This window comes from Arcobacter sp. F2176, assembly GCF_004116465.1.
Lineage (GTDB): Bacteria > Campylobacterota > Campylobacteria > Campylobacterales > Arcobacteraceae > Arcobacter > Arcobacter siniprincipis.
Genome location: NZ_PDJV01000005.1, coordinates 185,300 through 202,608, shown reverse-complemented (window position 1 = coordinate 202,608; position 17,309 = coordinate 185,300). Strand labels below are relative to the sequence as shown.

15 protein-coding genes are annotated in these 17,309 nt (G+C 27.7%); 13 read left to right on the top strand and 2 right to left on the bottom strand.

Annotation, left to right across the window (positions count from 1 at the left end; translation table 11 throughout):
* A partial coding sequence (locus CRU95_RS06995) for a 7TM-DISM domain-containing protein (protein ID WP_258238654.1) occupies window positions 1-959 on the bottom strand: 959 nt, incomplete at its 3' end.
* Between the two features lies 1 nt (window position 960).
* Window positions 961-1,635 (bottom strand): response regulator transcription factor, encoded by a 675-nt coding sequence (locus CRU95_RS06990; RefSeq protein WP_129100429.1) that lies wholly within the window; start codon window positions 1,633-1,635, stop codon window positions 961-963.
* A 122-nt stretch (window positions 1,636-1,757) separates the two neighbouring features.
* On the opposite strand from CRU95_RS06990, the gene CRU95_RS06985 reads away from it, so the two are divergent.
* The 13 genes from CRU95_RS06985 (at window position 1,758) to CRU95_RS06925 (ending at window position 17,306) form a co-directional block, all read left to right on the top strand.
* Entirely contained in the window at window positions 1,758-5,087 is a 3,330-nt protein-coding gene (locus CRU95_RS06985; RefSeq protein WP_129100428.1) for a filamentous hemagglutinin N-terminal domain-containing protein, read from the top strand.
* Between the two features lie 9 nt (window positions 5,088-5,096).
* The gene (locus tag CRU95_RS06980; protein WP_129100427.1) at window positions 5,097-6,785 is read left to right on the top strand and encodes a ShlB/FhaC/HecB family hemolysin secretion/activation protein; all 1,689 of its coding nucleotides are present in this window, start codon (window positions 5,097-5,099) and stop codon (window positions 6,783-6,785) included.
* A 111-nt stretch (window positions 6,786-6,896) separates the two neighbouring features.
* Entirely contained in the window at window positions 6,897-7,970 is a 1,074-nt protein-coding gene (locus CRU95_RS06975) for an ABC transporter permease (protein WP_258238653.1), read from the top strand.
* Window positions 7,967-8,593 carry an ABC transporter ATP-binding protein gene (locus tag CRU95_RS06970; RefSeq protein WP_258238652.1) on the top strand — a complete coding sequence of 209 codons (627 nt, stop codon included), beginning with the start codon at window positions 7,967-7,969 and terminating at the stop codon, window positions 8,591-8,593. The genes CRU95_RS06975 and CRU95_RS06970 overlap by 4 nt, the downstream gene beginning before the upstream one ends.
* The gene (locus tag CRU95_RS06965) at window positions 8,577-10,148 is read left to right on the top strand and encodes a hypothetical protein (protein ID WP_129100425.1); all 1,572 of its coding nucleotides are present in this window, start codon (window positions 8,577-8,579) and stop codon (window positions 10,146-10,148) included. The genes CRU95_RS06970 and CRU95_RS06965 overlap by 17 nt, the downstream gene beginning before the upstream one ends.
* Complete coding sequence (locus CRU95_RS06960) at window positions 10,136-11,113, top strand: hypothetical protein (protein WP_129100424.1); 978 nt, start codon at window positions 10,136-10,138, stop codon at window positions 11,111-11,113. Before CRU95_RS06965 ends, CRU95_RS06960 begins: the two co-directional genes overlap by 13 nt.
* Window positions 11,101-11,625: a YceI family protein gene (locus tag CRU95_RS06955; RefSeq protein WP_129100423.1), complete on the top strand. Its 525-nt coding sequence runs from the start codon at window positions 11,101-11,103 to the stop codon at window positions 11,623-11,625. Before CRU95_RS06960 ends, CRU95_RS06955 begins: the two co-directional genes overlap by 13 nt.
* The gene (locus CRU95_RS06950) at window positions 11,626-12,078 is read left to right on the top strand and encodes a hypothetical protein (RefSeq protein ID WP_129100422.1); all 453 of its coding nucleotides are present in this window, start codon (window positions 11,626-11,628) and stop codon (window positions 12,076-12,078) included.
* The gene (locus CRU95_RS06945) at window positions 12,075-12,806 is read left to right on the top strand and encodes a metallophosphoesterase (protein ID WP_129100421.1); all 732 of its coding nucleotides are present in this window, start codon (window positions 12,075-12,077) and stop codon (window positions 12,804-12,806) included. The genes CRU95_RS06950 and CRU95_RS06945 overlap by 4 nt, the downstream gene beginning before the upstream one ends.
* Window positions 12,807-12,810: 4 nt before the next feature.
* Window positions 12,811-13,479, top strand: coding sequence for a response regulator transcription factor (locus CRU95_RS06940; protein WP_129100420.1), 669 nt, complete (start codon window positions 12,811-12,813; stop codon window positions 13,477-13,479).
* Window positions 13,469-14,839, top strand: a complete 1,371-nt coding sequence (locus tag CRU95_RS06935) for a cell wall metabolism sensor histidine kinase WalK (protein ID WP_129100419.1) — start codon at window positions 13,469-13,471, stop codon at window positions 14,837-14,839. The genes CRU95_RS06940 and CRU95_RS06935 overlap by 11 nt, the downstream gene beginning before the upstream one ends.
* Before the next feature lie 135 nt (window positions 14,840-14,974).
* A complete protein-coding gene (locus CRU95_RS06930; protein ID WP_129100418.1) occupies window positions 14,975-16,471 on the top strand; it encodes a SulP family inorganic anion transporter in 1,497 nt (498 codons plus the stop codon).
* A 1-nt stretch (window position 16,472) separates the two neighbouring features.
* Window positions 16,473-17,306 carry a universal stress protein gene (locus CRU95_RS06925; protein WP_129100417.1) on the top strand — a complete coding sequence of 278 codons (834 nt, stop codon included), beginning with the start codon at window positions 16,473-16,475 and terminating at the stop codon, window positions 17,304-17,306.
* The last annotated feature ends 3 nt before the right edge of the window (window positions 17,307-17,309 follow it).

The following is a 17,309-nucleotide window of genomic DNA, read 5'->3' as shown; positions in this document are numbered from 1 at the left end:
TAAAATAAAGAACCTTCTTTTTTTACTATTAATAGTTTAATAGAAAGTATTAAAAGAGTTAACATTAATAAAAAACTAAAGAGGCCATTAAATCTACTTAATAGTAAAATATCATTATATAATGGATAAAAGAATTGTAAGAATCCTATAAGTAAGAGTAAAAAAACTAATATCTTTATAATAAATTTTATAGCTTTATATTCATCTTTTTTAATTTTAAAAAAATATAAAGGAAATAAGCCCAATAAGGCCATTGATACTTCTGGAACAGAAAAACCAAATATTGTATTTATATAAATAGGAATACCAAACTGATAAAAGAAACCTGATATCGTGAATTGATAAATGATACTACCTATAGTAAAAAAAGCATAAATTAAATAAAATTTATTTTTTAGAAGTAGAAAAAGAACTAATGAAAGAATAGTTGTAACACTAAAAAAGCCAAAACAATAAAAATAAACCATTGATTGTTCATAATAATAAGAGTTAAAGTCTTCAATACTTTTTATATCCCATTTAATATCCATAGGACTATAAGTTTTTTGTTTAATAAATACTTTTACTTTTTCATTTGAATGAAGTCCAATATCAAAATAAGAAATCCTAAAATTATTATCTCTTAAATTATGTTCTCTTAAATCTCCTAATTTATAGGTTTTTATTATTTTATTGTTTTTAAAAACATACACATCTATTAAATCAATTCCTGATCTTTTATTATATATTCTTCTTTTTATCATTTTTTCTGAATTATTAAAAAAAGTTAGTTTTACCCATACTACATTTTTTGTAACGCCCAAATTATCTTTAGATATGGGAGAAAAAGTCTCTTTATTTTTCAAAATCTCTTTTATGTCTAAAGAATTATTTTTATCAATGAAATATTTTTCATCAATAAGTATTCCCTTAGCAAAAAGTGAAGAGATAAATATAAGAATTAATATAAAAAATCTCACTTTATTTTTTTACCTTATAACCAATATCTTTTATATTTTCTATAATCTTTATTGGTAATTTTTTATTTATCTTATAGATTAAAGATATTAATGATTTTTGATTTTGAGAATCTAAAATATCCAATAATTCATCATATGTAACAACTTGATTTACTCTTTTAAAAAGATACTCTATTATTTTTATTTCATAAGAGGTAAGTTTGTATTCTCTTCCTTCATCAAAAACTATTCTTTTTCTTATATCATAATAACAAGTTTGGGAAATCTGATATTTTAATAAACTTCTTTTTTCGATATTTTTTACAAATCTATATAAAACATTTTTTAAAGTATCTAACTCATAAGGTTTTACAATATAATCTAATAAATTTAGAGAAATAGCATTTTTGAGTTTAACTTTATCATCATATGAACTCATTATAAATGCAGATATTTCATCATCATTCTCTCTTATTTTCGATAAAAATTCATATCCATTCATAATTGGCATATCATAATCTACTATTAATAAATGACATTCATTTTTAAAATAAGTTTCTAAGGCTTCTTTTCCATTATTTGATATAAATACATTTTTAAAATAGTATTGCAATATTTTTTTTAGACTTTCACAAGCGTTTATATCGTCATCAACATATAAAACATTTAGTTCTTTTAAAATACTTAAGTTATTCATCTGAAAATTTTACCATCTTAAAACTAATTTTCACTCAACAAAAAGATTTAATAATCTATTTATTGATTTTGTGTTGATTTTGTCATGATAAAATGTTAAAAATATTTTGTTAAGGAAAATATATGAAAAGATTAATAGACTTTAGTTCAAGATTTAGAATCCTAAAAGGTGGAAAGATAAGTATGGTAGTATCAGCTCTTTTAGCTGGAGTTACTATCTCATATGCTGCTCCTAGCGGAGGAGTAGTTACAAGTGGAACTGCAAATATTTCCCAAAATGGAAATACCACAAACATAACACAATCCACCCAAAAAGCAACTATTAATTGGAACAAATTTAACATTGCACAAAATGAAACAGTAAACTTCAAACAACCAAATAGCTCTTCTATTACATTAAATAGAGTAATAGGAAATGAAAGAAGTGTTATCAATGGAGCACTTAATGCCAATGGTCAAGTTTGGATATTAAATTCAAATGGAGTTTTATTTGGTAAAAATGCTAGTATTAATACAGCAGGTTTATTAGCAACAACTGCAAAACTTTCTGACAATGATTTTAATATTGGTAATTATAACTTTAAAAATTCTTCTTCAAACTCTGTTATAAACTTAGGAACAATAAATATCTCAAATGAAGCATATGCAGTTTTAGCTGGAAAAGAAGTAACAAATGAAGGAAGTATAAAAGCTGTAAAAGGAAAGATACATTTAGTTGGAGCAGATGAATACTCTATAAACCTAAATGGTAATTCTTTATTAAACCTAACAGTAAAAAAAGGTATCTTAGATTCTATTGTAAAAAACAGTGGTTCAATAAAAGCAGATAGTGGAGAAATATATCTTACTACTAATGCCGTTAATGAATTACTAAAAGGTGTTGTTAATAATACAGGAGTTATTGAAGCTAATTCAATGGGTGAATTAACTGGTAAGGTTGAACTCTTTGCCCATGGTGGTGAAGCTCAAGTTGGAGGTAGTATTTTGGCTACTGATGGGTTTGTGGAGACTAGTGGGAGAGAGTTTACTTTTAATGGTGCAAATATTATTACAAGTAATTGGCTTATTGACCCTGTTAATATAACTATTGATGCTACACTTGCAACAGCTATACAAACAGCACTTGATACAGCAGATGTAACTATAACTACTGATGGAAGTAATACTCCAGATACATCATCAGGTGAAAGTGTAGGAGATGGAAATATTAATGTAAATGCTAATATTACAACAAATGCATTGGCTTCAGATAAAACATTAAGCTTATTAGCACATAACAATATTGTTTTTGCTGATGGTGTTTCTATAGATGCAAGTCAAAATTCAAATGCAAATAAATTAAATGTGATTTTAACAGCAGATAAAGATAATAATGGTACAGGGCAAGTTATATTAACTGGGGCAACTGGGAATACTATTATTACAAATAATGGAGACTTGACAATTAACAATCAAGTTGATAGTAATGTTGATGGAGAAACACCATTTACGATAAATGCGGGAACAGGAAAAGTAACATTATATGATGATTTAGGACAGAATAAAAAATTAAAATCGTTAACTGTTACAGCTGCATCTTTAGACTTAGGAACAAAACTACATTATATTAATACTTTAAATGAGCAAGTTTATAATGCAGTGGTAAACTCTCTTGCAACAGCGCAATTTGCAAATGCAGATTTTGAAACAGGAGATACAACAAGTTGGACAGTTGATACAACAAATACAATATATTTAAATGGTGGAAGTACTATAGCAGGATATGGTACACCAAACGATGATACTTTACCAACTACTGTACCAACAAAAACAAGTAATAGTGGTGCATATGATGATTATACATCAACAGGAACATATACTTCACAAATCTCTACAGATACTGATACAGATGGAGGAAGTTCCTCTTTACAGTTAACATATTCTGGTGGTCATGTAGATGAAGGTTATGGTGTTGTTCATGGACCATCTGTAGTAAGTGATAATACAGTATCTTTACAAGAAGGTGATGGAGTATCATTTAAATGGAAAGCTGCTGGAGGAAGTGATGCATATGATGTATTTGGATATATTTTAAATGTAGATACTGGGGAAACACAAGCAATATTAAATCAAACAGGTGCAAATGCAAGTGCATCTACATCTTGGGCTAGTGCTTCTGTTACGGCAACTAAGGCTGGAAATTATAAATTTATTTTTATTGCTGGTTCTTGGGATGCAAGTGGAGGTAAAGCATTAGGAGCAAACCTTTATATTGATAATATAGCAACTTATAGTAATAAAACTTTTTCAGGTTCATCTGTTACATTTAATAGTCCTTTAAATGCAAATCAAAGTGAAGTACAAATAAAAGCAGATAAAGTTAATCTTAATGCTAATGTAACAGGAACTAATATTTTAAAAATAAATCAAAGAACTGCTGGAAATGGTATTGAACTTGGTGGAGCTACAAATTCTGATACATCTGTACTAGATATAACGACTGATGATATGGCTAAAATTGGTAATTTCTCAAAAGTTGTTTTTGGAGATGATACAACTGGAAAGATTACTACAAAAGGTGATATTACAGCTGCTTATAATTTAACTTTAATTGGTAAAACAGCTGGTGTTGAAATAGCAAATGAGCTAAACATTGGAACAAAAACTTTAACAATTGAAAGTAATAGTGATGTAACGGATACAGGGACAGGTCATGTTATCGCAAAAAATTTAAATCTTAAAGGAACGGGAAATTTTACATTAGACAATGATAATAATGATGTGGATGTATTAGCTGCTGGAACAAAAGATTCACCAATTGGTAAATTAATATACAAAGATGCTGATGATGTAACAATTGGTAAGGTTGATGATTCAAAAGGAATAAATGCCAAAGATACTATTGAAGTTACAACTTTAACAAGCAATATTAATGTTACTGAAGATGTTATTACTAATAAAGAAAACAGTGATGCAATAAAGCTAAATGCAAATGGAACAGTATCAAAAGGAAACTCATATGTTGGTCCTAAGAAAGTCCCAGCAACAGTAGAAGTAGAAGTAAAAGATACTAGACCAGATGAAATTAAAAAAGTAATTACAACAATTGCAAATAATACAACAACAAATGTAGTATTACCAAAAATAATTAATAATCCAAAAGTAAAAGTATCACAAAATCAAACACCTCAAGCAAATACAAATATAGCAAAAAGTGTAGGAATTAATAATGGCAATATATCTATCGTATCAAAAACTAATGATGGAGAAAATGCAAATAAAGTAATAACTTTAAGTGAAATAAAAATAGCAATGAAAGATGATAATACAAAAAATACTACTCCGTCAAATAAACAAAAAGATGTAAGAGTACCTTTATCATCAGATTCTGTAATAGATTTAGTAAATGGCGGAGTGAAACTTCCAGAAGGTGTTGATCAATTATTCTATGTAGTAGAAAATGAAGGGAAATAAGGAATAAAGATGAAAAAAATAACTAAACTAATAAGCCTATCACTAATAACATCAAGTTCACTATTAGCAGCAACTCCAAACATAGGTGATGCTGTAAAACAAATACAAGTTCCAAAAGAAGTACAAAAGAAGAAAACACCTTTAATAGAAATTGGAGGAGTAAAAAAATACGCTCCTATTATGAAAGATGATAAAAGTGGTAAAACTATTTTTGTAAAGAGTTTTGAAATAGAAGGTGCTGTTCATATAGATGAATCAACTCTACAAAATCTAATCTCTTCATATACAAAAAAAGATCTAAACTTTAACCAACTACAAGAAGTAACAAGCATAATCACAAAATATTATAGAAGTAAAAACTACTTTGTAGCAAGAGCATATTTACCTGTACAAGACATAAATAAAAACAATGGAATTATTAAAATTACTATTATTGAGGGTAATTATGGAAAGTTTAATTTAAAAAACAACTCTTTAGTTAAAGATAGTATTGTTCAAGGTATGTTAGACGATGTTAAAAAAAGAGGAAATGTAGTTTCAGCTAATACTTTAGAGCGAGGTATGTTAATCATCAATGACACACCTGGAGTAAAAGTAACAAGTGCTGATATTAAACCAGGAAGCGAAGTTGGAACTAGTGACTTTGATATTACTACTCAAGAGACAAAAAGATTTGATGGATATATTTTAGCTGACAATTATGGAAGCAGATATACAGGTAAAAATAGAGTTATGGCTGGAGTTAATATTAACTCACCTTTTAACATAGGAGATAAGATCTCATTAAGTGGTCTTTTAAGTAATAAGAGTGATTTAAAAAATGGTAGATTAGCTTATTCAGCTCCTTTGATGTCAAATGGACTAAGAGGAGAACTTTCTTATTCTAAAACAACTTATGCCTTAGGAGATAAATATTCAAATCTTGATGCAAAGGGTAATTCTACATCTTTAGATGCTACTTTTACTTATCCAATTATACGAACAAGACTGGAGAATTTAAAGGCTTCATTAAATATTGCTAAAAAATATTTAAAAGATGAGATTAATGCTCAAGATGACACTACTAAAAAAGATGTTAAATCTTTAAGATTAGGATTAGACTATGACAAGAGTTATTTAGCTTTTAATCTTCCATCATCTTCTAAAGTTAGTTTCAATTATACTTATGGGAAGTTAAGCTTTGATGATAGTGATAAAAGAGAAAATGATGAAAATGGAGCTAATACAAATGGTAATTATTCTAAGATTAATTTAGATTTATCGCATAGTATTAATTTTACTGAAAAACTTTCATTAGATACTTCATTAAACTTACAATATGCCCTTTCACATAAAAACCTAGATGGAAGTGAAGATTTATCTATAGGAGGAGCTTATGGGGTTAAGTTATATCCAGATAGTGAAGTAAGTGCTGAGAATGGATATGTATTTAATATAGAAGCAAAATATAGACTACCTAATATAAACTCTTTAACAAACACTATTGGAATCTTTTATGATAGAGGAAGAGCATTTATGGCAAATAACAATGTAGGATTTGAATCTAGATCTTTACAAGACATTGGTGTTGGATATTATGCCTCATACAAAGACTTCTTTGGTCAAGTTCAGGTTGCTTGGAATGCTAATAGTTCGGCTGTTACTAGTGAGCCTGATAGAAACAGTAGGATTTTATTTCAAGGGGGGTGGGTTTTTTAGATAAAACTTTCACTTAAATGGAATATGAATTTTTTTTCATATTCCATTCATAAAGGCGTCATGTAAAAACTATAATATTTCCTAAAATAAAAAAGGAAATATGTGTTAAGTATGTCGTTAAAAGCTTTAAAAGCCAATCCTCTAAAAACAACTTTAATATATATAAGTCTAATATTCTCAATAACATCTATTTTTCTTATTAGCTCTATTTCAAATGGAGTTATCTCTATGTACTCAAATATGCTAAAAAGTGATGGAGATATTATTATCACTCAAGCAAAAATCTCTGATACATTTTTTTCAAATGTAAATATAAAACTAATAAAAGAAATCGAAAAATTAAAAGGTGTACAAAAAACTTCAGCAATAATAGTTGGAGCTAGTCCTGTTGAAGAGTTGCCTATCGTTGCTGTTTATGGAGTCACTCAAAATAGATTTGACAATTACAAATTAACACAAGGTTCTTATCCCAAAATAAATGAAGTACTTGTGGGAAAATCGATTTACAACTCACTTTCAAATAAAAAAACTGTGCAAATAGCTGATAAAAGATTCAGAGTATCAGGAGTATATGAAAGCAAAATTGGCTTTGAAAATGGAGGTGTGGTTTTAAATATCTCAGATGCTAGTTCTATTTTTAATAAAAGCGCTTCAATGATAATGGTAAATAGTAAAATCGATACAAATATCAAAGACCTTATCTCAAAAATACAAGCACTAAGTTCTGATATAGAAGCAAAATCAACTCAAAACTTTGTGGATAATTATAATCAATTTAAAATCATAAAAACCTCATCAAACCTTATAGGTCTTATCTCCTTTTGTATGGGATTACTTGGAATCATTAGTATCATGAGTATAACTATAAATCAAAGAAAAACAGAGTTTGGTATAAAAAGAGCCATAGGAATTTCAACTAAAAAAATAATCTTGCAAATCATGAGTGAAAGTACTATTCTAGGAGTTTTTAGTTTTATTAGTGCCTTTTTTATCTCTTGGGTTGCCTTATATTTCATACGAACTTCATCACTATTTCATGGGTATGTAAATGGTGAGATTTCATCTACTTTGGCTATATATTTATTTGCTTGTTCACTTTCAATGGCAATTTTAGGCTCAATCATTCCAGCACTAAATGCTTCAAGAATTGATCCTATTATTTTAATGCAAGGAGATAAAATATGATTATTCAAGCTTCAAACCTAAACCATGATTATAATGGAGATATTGCATTAAAAAATATCAATTTACAAATAAAAAAAGGTGAATTTATCTGTTTAATTGGAGAGAGTGGAAGTGGGAAGACAACACTTCTTTCGGTTATTTCAACTTTACTTAAACCTAAAAGTGGAGAGTTAAGCTTTGAAGAGAGTAATTATGCTGATATTAAAAACATAGATAGATTTAGACAAAAAAATATCGGTTTTATTTTTCAATTTCATTATTTGATAAATTATCTAAACAACTTTGAAAATATAAAACTTGCAAATGAAAAAGCCTCAAAGCATGAGATAGAGTATCTTTTAGACCTACTTGATATAAAAAATCTAGCTAAAAAATTTCCAAATGAAATATCAGGAGGTCAAAGACAAAGAGTAGCCATAGCAAGAGCACTTATAAATACTCCAAAAGTCCTATTTGCAGATGAACCAACAGGAAACCTAGATTCTAAAAATGCAAAAAAAGTATTTGAACTACTTAGAAAACTATCAAATGAAGGCATGACAATAGTTGTTGCAACCCACAATAAAGAGTTAGCAAAAATAGCTGACAAGATTTACGAAGTAAAGGATGGACAACTTGGATAATTTTAACACTTTTGTAAATAAACACTTTAAAATATCTCTTATATTTTTATTTCTAGCACTATTTTTTGGGATTTTATACTCTATTAATTTATTGGGTTATTCTATAGATTCAACAACTCTATTACCTTCAAATATTCGTTCACTTCATATAAGTCTTATACTATATGGTTTTGTTCCTTTGATGCTTTCATATTTGCCTTTTTTGATTATAAATAAAGAGGGTGTGAAGAGTTCTAGTGGATTGCATTACTTAAACTTATATACTATTTTTTGGTATATCTTTTTAGTCTTTATGACAGCCTCACTACTTTTTGGAAATACAAGAGGATTGGCTTTTTATGACTTTCCTTATGAGTTGAATTTTATACTTGCCATTGCTGGAGTTTTTTATATTATGGCTTTATACAAATATATAAAAGCCTATGAGATTATTCCTTTATGGATAAAGGTTTGTTTATGGGTAGTCGTTATTGCTCCTTTTGCGCTTTTGATTTTGATGAACCCAACTATTGGACAAGTTGAAAGTACAATCTCTGGACCACATGGGGATAATACTTTAGGTATGAGTTTAGCCTTGATTCCAATATATTATCTAATCATCAAACTTCTAGATGAGGGTACTTTTAAAGCTAGATGGAATATCTTGTGGATTATTCCTACTGTGTTTTATTTTTGCTCTGTTTTATATAGAACTTTTGTAGGACACTTAACATATGAACAAGAGTGGTTTTTTCAATGGTTAACTTTTCTTTATATTCCTATTTTATATAGATGGTACAAAGATGCCCAAATTGAAACTTTTGCCAAAAAGGCTCTACTTATTTCTATACTTGCATTTTTATTTGTAGATGTTGAGGGAAATATTTTGTTTATTCCTGAGTTTAGATGGCTTTTTCATAGAAATGACTTAATAGTAGCCCATGCACATGTTGCAATGGGTATTGGTGTATTTTTCATGGTAATTGCTATGTTTGTATCATATGTAAAAGAATTAAAAAAACTCTCTTTTTATATTTTATACTTAGCTGGTCTTTTAGGTATTTTTACAGTTTTAAGTATCTCTGGCTTTATTCAAGCAAATGTTATTCATGGAAATATTGATTTTCTATGGATGTTAAGAAGTATATTTGGAGTACTTACATTTTCATCTTTATTTACATTTATTTCTTTTAAACTTGAGCTTACAAACTTACAAAAATACAATCTTTTTGGAGTATTAGCAGATGGATTAGGTGGTATTTCTTTAATACTACTTGCTAGTTTCACTTATCCTCTTTTGGGATTTTCATTTACAGGAACTTACGAATATATAGTTTTTGCTTTTGTGAGTACCACAGGAATTATTCATTATTTTGCCCTTAGATATAAAGAGCATGAGCAAATACTTACAAAACTAACAGTTATAACAAGAGTAATAATAAGTTCAGTCTTTTTTGCTCTTTTTTATAACAAAACCTTAGGGATAGAAGCACTTATGATCTCTCTTTTTGATGTCATTTTTGCTTCTATTTTTTTATTATTCTTTTATAAGGAGAACTTCTTATGTCAAAAATAGCACTTACACTTTTCATAGCATTTGAGCTTTGTTATTACTTACTTATAGCACAAACAGGTATTGTAGAGTATTTTTCATCAAATATCTTTTTAATAGCTTTTTTACCAATTGGTGGAGTTATTGGTTCACTATTAAGTTATTATATAAAAATATCAAATCAACAAAAGATAACTGTCTTTTTATGTATACAGTTGGTTCTGACATTTTTTTATCCAAACTTTTCAAGTTATGGATTGTTTTTATTAGGAATTAGTGTTGGGGCTTTGGCGCCATTACTTATAAATGAACTAAAAAAAGCAAGTATTCTTGAACTAGGATTTGCTTTGTCTATCTCATATGGAATTGGAACCTTATTATTTAACTATGATGTTTCAAAAAGAGAGTTTATTGGAGTGGCTTTTACTTTAATAGCCCTACTTTGTTCAACCCAACTTCCAAAATTAAAAGAGGTAAAACAAAACAATTCTTGGGAGTCATACTCTTTATTTATAATGGTTTTATGGATATTTTTAGATTCTGCACTTTTTGAAACCTTATCAAGGGATGTAAGTATTCCTATTTGGAGAGGTGGATATACATTTGAAATAGTTATATTCCATATTTTAGGTGTAATTGCAGCTTTAAAATTCAATATACAAAAACTTGAAAAAGAGTTATTCATAATAATACTTTTTGCTCTTTCTTATCTATTTTATTTCTTGCAATCACCGCTTTTATTATCTATTGTTTACCCTTTTGTAATCTCATATTATAATGTGACTATTTTACAATCACTTCTAAAAAAAGATTTAAAAGCATTAGCTTTTTATATGGTTTTTATAGGATGGATGGCATCAGGGGCTGGTTTATTTGTAGCCTTAGAAAACATTATTCTTTTTGTTCCAATTATATTTTTAATTTCACTAATAAAAGTTTTAAATTCTCAAGAAACAATTCAATCAAAGGAGAAAGAATGTTTAAATTAATTTTAATTTTATTGTTTGCTTTAATCGCAAATGCAAGTGAGTTAAAGTTGCTTGATGGACAGATTCAAGCCCACACAGAAGTTTTTGGAGATAGTACTATAAATCCAAGTACAAAAAATATAATAACAAAAGTGCAAAAAGGTGATTCAATAGAATCAATAAGTGGAGAGTTTTTTATCAACTCTTCAACTCTTACAAGTGATAATAAAGATAGAGATAAACACATGTATGAAGTATTGAGATCTTCGGTTTGTCCAAAAATTTTGTTTACTATTATTGCCATTGAAAAAGCTGGAGATAAATATAAGATAATAGGTAATTTGAAAATGAATAAAATGACACATCAAATTACCTCATTAGCAAATATAAAACAAAAGGATACAATAACTATAAATGGAGATTTTTCAATAAATCTTACAGATTTCGACATAGAACCACCAACAATGTTTTTTCTAACAGTTAGAAATAAAATAGATATAAAATACAATTTTAACTTTAATAAAGGAATATAGATGTTAAAAAAACTTTTACTTTTGCCCCTATTTGCTATTGTTTTATATGCAAGTAGTTTTGAGGTAAATCAAAACATAGGAACTTTCTCATTACCAAATCAATTTGATGAAAAGCAGACAATAGATAGCTCTATTACTACTATTTTAGTATCATTTGAAAAGGAAACAGGAAAAGATGTAAATCAATTCTTAAATAGTAAAGATAAAGATTTTTTGAAAAATCACCACACAGTTTTTATTGCAAATATTTCAGGAATGCCTTCAATCATTACAAAAATGTTTGCTTTACCTAAAATGAGAGATTATAAACATAGTGTTTTATTAATTTACGATGAGGAAGATAACAGATTTGTAAGCAAAGATGAAAAAACTACTGTTTACAAACTTGAAAATGGTGTGATAAAATCTATTTCTTTTATCACAAAAGATGATTTGGAAAAAGTATTTCAATGAAACTACCCTCACTAAATGAAGTTGAAGTATTTGTAAAAGCCCATGGTTTAGAGGGCTTAAAAATACTTCACCTTAGTGATATTCATATTAATAAAAAAACTTCCCTAGAAAGTGTTCAAGATATAGTAACTCTTTGCAATCACTGTGAAGCTGATTTTATAGTTATCACTGGGGATATTATTGATTGTAAGATTAAATATATACTTGATAAACTAAAAGTATTAAATAGTATAGAAAAAGAAGTTTTTTATATAAGTGGAAACCATGATTTATTTTATGGTTTTGATGAATTAAAACCTTTACTAGATAAGTTTATACTATTGGATAATGAAACTTACTTTTTAGAATATAAAGATACAAAAATAGCCCTAGCAGGATTGAGTGATAGATTCTCAAAATTTTTCAAAATCAAAAGAGAAGAAAACAAAGTTATAAACTTTTTAAGAAAGCATGAAAATTCTATTTTTCTAGCACATCAACCAAAAGATTATAAGTTTGCTTTAAAAACAAATGCCAAACTTTTTTTATGCGGACATACTCATGGTGGTCAAATTTACCCCTTTCACTATGTAGTTAGACTCTTTCAACCTTTTCTAGCAGGTCTTTTTTATATAAAACAAACAGCTATTTATGTAAATAAGGGTTTGGGATATTGGGGTATAAATTTTAGATATAAAGCAAATAGTGAAATTACTTTATTAAAATTAACATCAAAAAGTGTAGAATAATCATATGAAAATTTTAATAATCGAAGATGATGTAAAAATCGTAAATTTTTTGAAAAAAGGCTTAGAAGAAGAGTCTTATAGTATTGATTATTCACATAATGGTGAAGAAGGCTTATATTTAGCAAGTGTAAATAGCTATGATTTGATTTTACTTGATATTATGCTTCCTTTACTTAATGGAATTGAAGTTTGTAAAAAACTAAGAACTGATGGGATTAATACGCCCGTGATTATGTTAACAGCAAAAGATAGCATTGAAGATACTATAATAGGCTTAGATATAGGAGCAAATGATTATTTAGCTAAACCTTTCTCTTTTTCTGAATTATTAGCAAGAATGAGAGTTCAATTAAGAACAAAAGATTCAACACAAACCACAATTAAAATAGATGATTTGGAACTTGATTTACTTGCAAAAACTGCAAAAAGAGCCGGAGATAATATAATTCTAACAGCAAAAGAATTCTCACTTTTAGAATACTTAATAAAAAATCAAAATAAAGTTTTATCAGAAACAGTACTAAGTTCTATGCTTAATAATATGGATGAATCAAATATAAGCAATGTTGTAAATGTATATATTTATAGACTTAGAAATAAAATAGATAAGCCTTATGAAAAAAAGCTTATAAAAACGGTAAGAGGCTTGGGATTTAAAATAGATGCAAAATAACCTATCAATTAAGAAGAAACTACTCATTTACAATGTATTAATACAAGGTTTTATTTTAATAGCCCTTGCTTTTTCTATATATAAAACCTTAGAAATTTCAACTTTAGATAAAGTAGAAACTTCACTCAAAGTGATTATCTTAGATATTGTAGATGACATAATTGATCATAAAAATGGACTTTCAACATTAGACTTTGATGAAGAGAATGAATATAAATTTAAACCTTTATATATAAGACTACTTTCTCAAAAAGAAGGCATAAAAGCTATAGGTTCTTCGCCTTTCCCAGATTCGATTTCAAAAACTTTTCATAATATTCCAAAAGATACTATCCATTTTGAAAAAGATGAGAATTTTATATTAGGTGAAATAAAATTCTTAATCAAAGAAAAAGAGTATATTTTACAAGTTGCCACTGATTATAAAATATTAAATCATACGATGGAAAACTTATTATATATCTTAATCTTTATTATTCCAATTATCTTAATATTTTCTATTATTGGTGGATACTTTTTGATTCATAAATCTTTTGCTCCAATTGAAAAGATACTCTTTGATTTAAAAAATATAAATGCAACAAATTTATCAAAAAGATTAAATTACAAAAACAATAAAGATGAGATATCTCAACTTTCAAACGAAATTAATAACTTACTTCAAAGATTAGAAATATCATTTGAAAAGATAAATCAATTTTCAAGTGATGCTTCCCATGAGCTAAAAACTCCCCTTACAATTATAAGAGGAGAAATAGAAATAGCATTAAGAAAAGATAGGGATAAGAAAGAATACAAAGATACTTTAGAAGTTTGTTTAGATGAAGTTTTAATGATACAAAATACTATTGATGATTTACTTTTTTTAGCAAAAAATGAAAATAACACAAATACCTATGAAGAAGATGCTTATATGGATGAAATAAGTCTTGAAGCTATAAAAGAATTAAAATTATATGCAAAGTTAAGAAATATAGATATTCAATCGCAAATCATAGATATCTTCCAAATCAAAGGGCATACAAAACTTCTAAAAATTGCAATTAAGAACATTCTTAAAAATGCTATATCTTTTAGTCATGAAAACTCTGATGTAATCATAAAAAATTATATAGAAGATGGCAACTTTATTGTTAGTATTGAAGATAAAGGAATAGGAATAGCAAAACAAGAACAAAATAAAATATTTGAGAAGTTTTATAGAACAGATAAAAGTAGAAATAAAGAATCGGGCGGAACAGGTCTTGGAATGGCAATCGTTGATAAAATAATAAGTAGTCACAATGGTAAAATTGAGTTAATAAGTAGTGAAGAAATAGGAACAACTGTAAAACTGATTTTTTCAAAAGAGAAGATGTAATCTTTATATTTTGTGATTTTTAACTTTTTGGCTACAATTCCACCAAAAGGTACTCTTATTAGGGGTTTTTCCCTCAATACTTAAGAAAACAATCAAATTTATGAATTTTGAATTTTTAAAAATAGTGGAGAAAGAATGGTAAAAAAATATTTTAAAAAAGAGGAATGGTTTAGTAACATAAGAGGAGATACTCTCTCTGGACTTGTTGTTGCATTGGCATTAATTCCTGAAGCAATAGCCTTTTCAATTATTGCAGGAGTTGACCCTAAAATTGGTCTTTATGCTTCATTTTGTATAGCTGTTGTGATTTCATTTGTGGGTGGTCGGCCAGGAATGATTAGTGCTGCAACTGGAGCTATGGCACTTGTAATGGTAACTTTAGTAAAAGATTATGGTTTGCAATACTTATTAGCTGCAACTTTATTAACAGGTGTATTTCAAATTATTGCAGGATACTTAAAACTTGGGAGATTTATGAGTTTTGTTCCAAGAGCTGTTGTGATTGGTTTTGTAAATGCTTTAGCTATTTTGATTTTTATGGCTCAACTTCCAGAACTCACAAATGTAACTTGGCATGTTTATGCTCTTACTGCTTTGGGTCTTGCTATTATATATTTATTTCCTTATGTTCCAAAAATTGGGAAAATCATTCCTTCACCACTTGTTACAATTATCACTTTAACTCTTATTGTACTTTTTTTAGGAATTGACATAAGAACAGTTGGAGATATGGGAGAACTTCCTGATACTTTACCAATATTTTTATTTCCAGATATTCCATTAAATCTTGATACTTTACTTATCATTCTTCCTTATTCTGTTTCACTAGCAGTTGTTGGTCTTTTAGAATCACTTATGACTTCAACTATAGTTGATGAATTAACTGATACAAAAAGTGAGAAAAATAGAGAGTGTACAGGTCAAGGTATTGCAAATATTGCCTCTGGATTTTTGGGAGGAATGGCTGGATGTGCTATGATTGGACAATCAGTTATCAATGTAAAATCAGGTGGACGAACTAGATTATCAACTTTTTTAGCTGGTATATTTTTACTTATCATGGTTGTATTCTTAAGTGATATAATCTCAGTAATTCCAATGGCTGCATTAGTTGCTGTTATGATTATGGTTTCAATTGGAACCTTTGATTGGGGTTCATTTAAAAACTTAAAAACACTACCTCTATCAACAAACTTAGTAATGATTACAACTGTTTGTGTAACAGTTTATACCCACAACCTAGCGCATGGTGTTTTTTCAGGAGTACTATTAGCATCACTATTTTTTGCTAATAAAATCTCTCACTTTATGTATAATGAAACTTTTTACAATGAAGACAATACAATCAAAACTTACAAATTTGTAGGACAAGTATTTTTTAACAGTGCTGATAAATTTTATGAAGCTTTTGACTTTAAAGAGGTTTTAGATAAAGTTATTATTGACTTGACTCGTGCCCATTTTTGGGATATTTCAGCTGTAAATGCACTTGATAAAGCAGTTATAAAATTAAGACGAGAAGGTGCAGAAGTTGAAATAATCGGTCAAAATGAAGCTAGTAAAACTATTATTGATAGATTTGGTATTCATGATGATCCACAAGAAATTGAAAAAATAATGGGAGGACACTAAAATGAGTTCTAAAAAAGTTTTAGTATGTATTGATGATTCTTCATATTGTAAAGCTGCTTGTGAATATGGAGTTTACATCTCTAAACTTCACAACTTACCACTTGTATTATTAAATGTAGTAAATCATACTCACATTTCTAAAAAAGTTGACTTATCTGGAAATATCGGATTTGGTTCAAAAGAGACTTTGCTTGAAGAACTTAGCCTTGAAGAACAAGAAGAGAGTAAAAAACTAATAATTAAAGGAAGAACTCTTTTAAAAACTTTTAGTGAATATGCAAAAGAGCAAGGAGTTGAAAACCTTTTTTCACTTCAAAGACATGGATCTTTTGAAGAAAACCTTGAAGATTTAGAAAAAGAGACATTTATTGCAATAATTGGTTTTGATAAAAATAGTAAAAACCTTGAAGATATTATTAGGACACTTAATATCCCCATTTTAATTGTAAACTCTGAATTTTTTCCAATTAATTCCATTTTAATGGCATATGATGGTTCTGATTATGCAAATAAAGCAATCAATGAAGCTACAAAAGAACCAATATTCCCTAATATTACTAGACATATAGTAAATATAAATAAAGATACACAAAGCTCACAAAAACTTTTACATGAAGCAAAAAATCTATTTGCAAAAGCTGATTTTGAAGTACAAACTTCTTCTTTAGAAGGGGATAATAAAATTACTGAGATACTAAATTATCAAAAAAATAATAATTTAGATATTGTAGCAATGGGTGCATATAGTCACAATAGATTAAAAAATGTTTTATTTGGAAGTTTTACTTCTAAAATGCTAGAAAAAGCAGAAAAACCCCTACTTCTTTTTAGATAATAC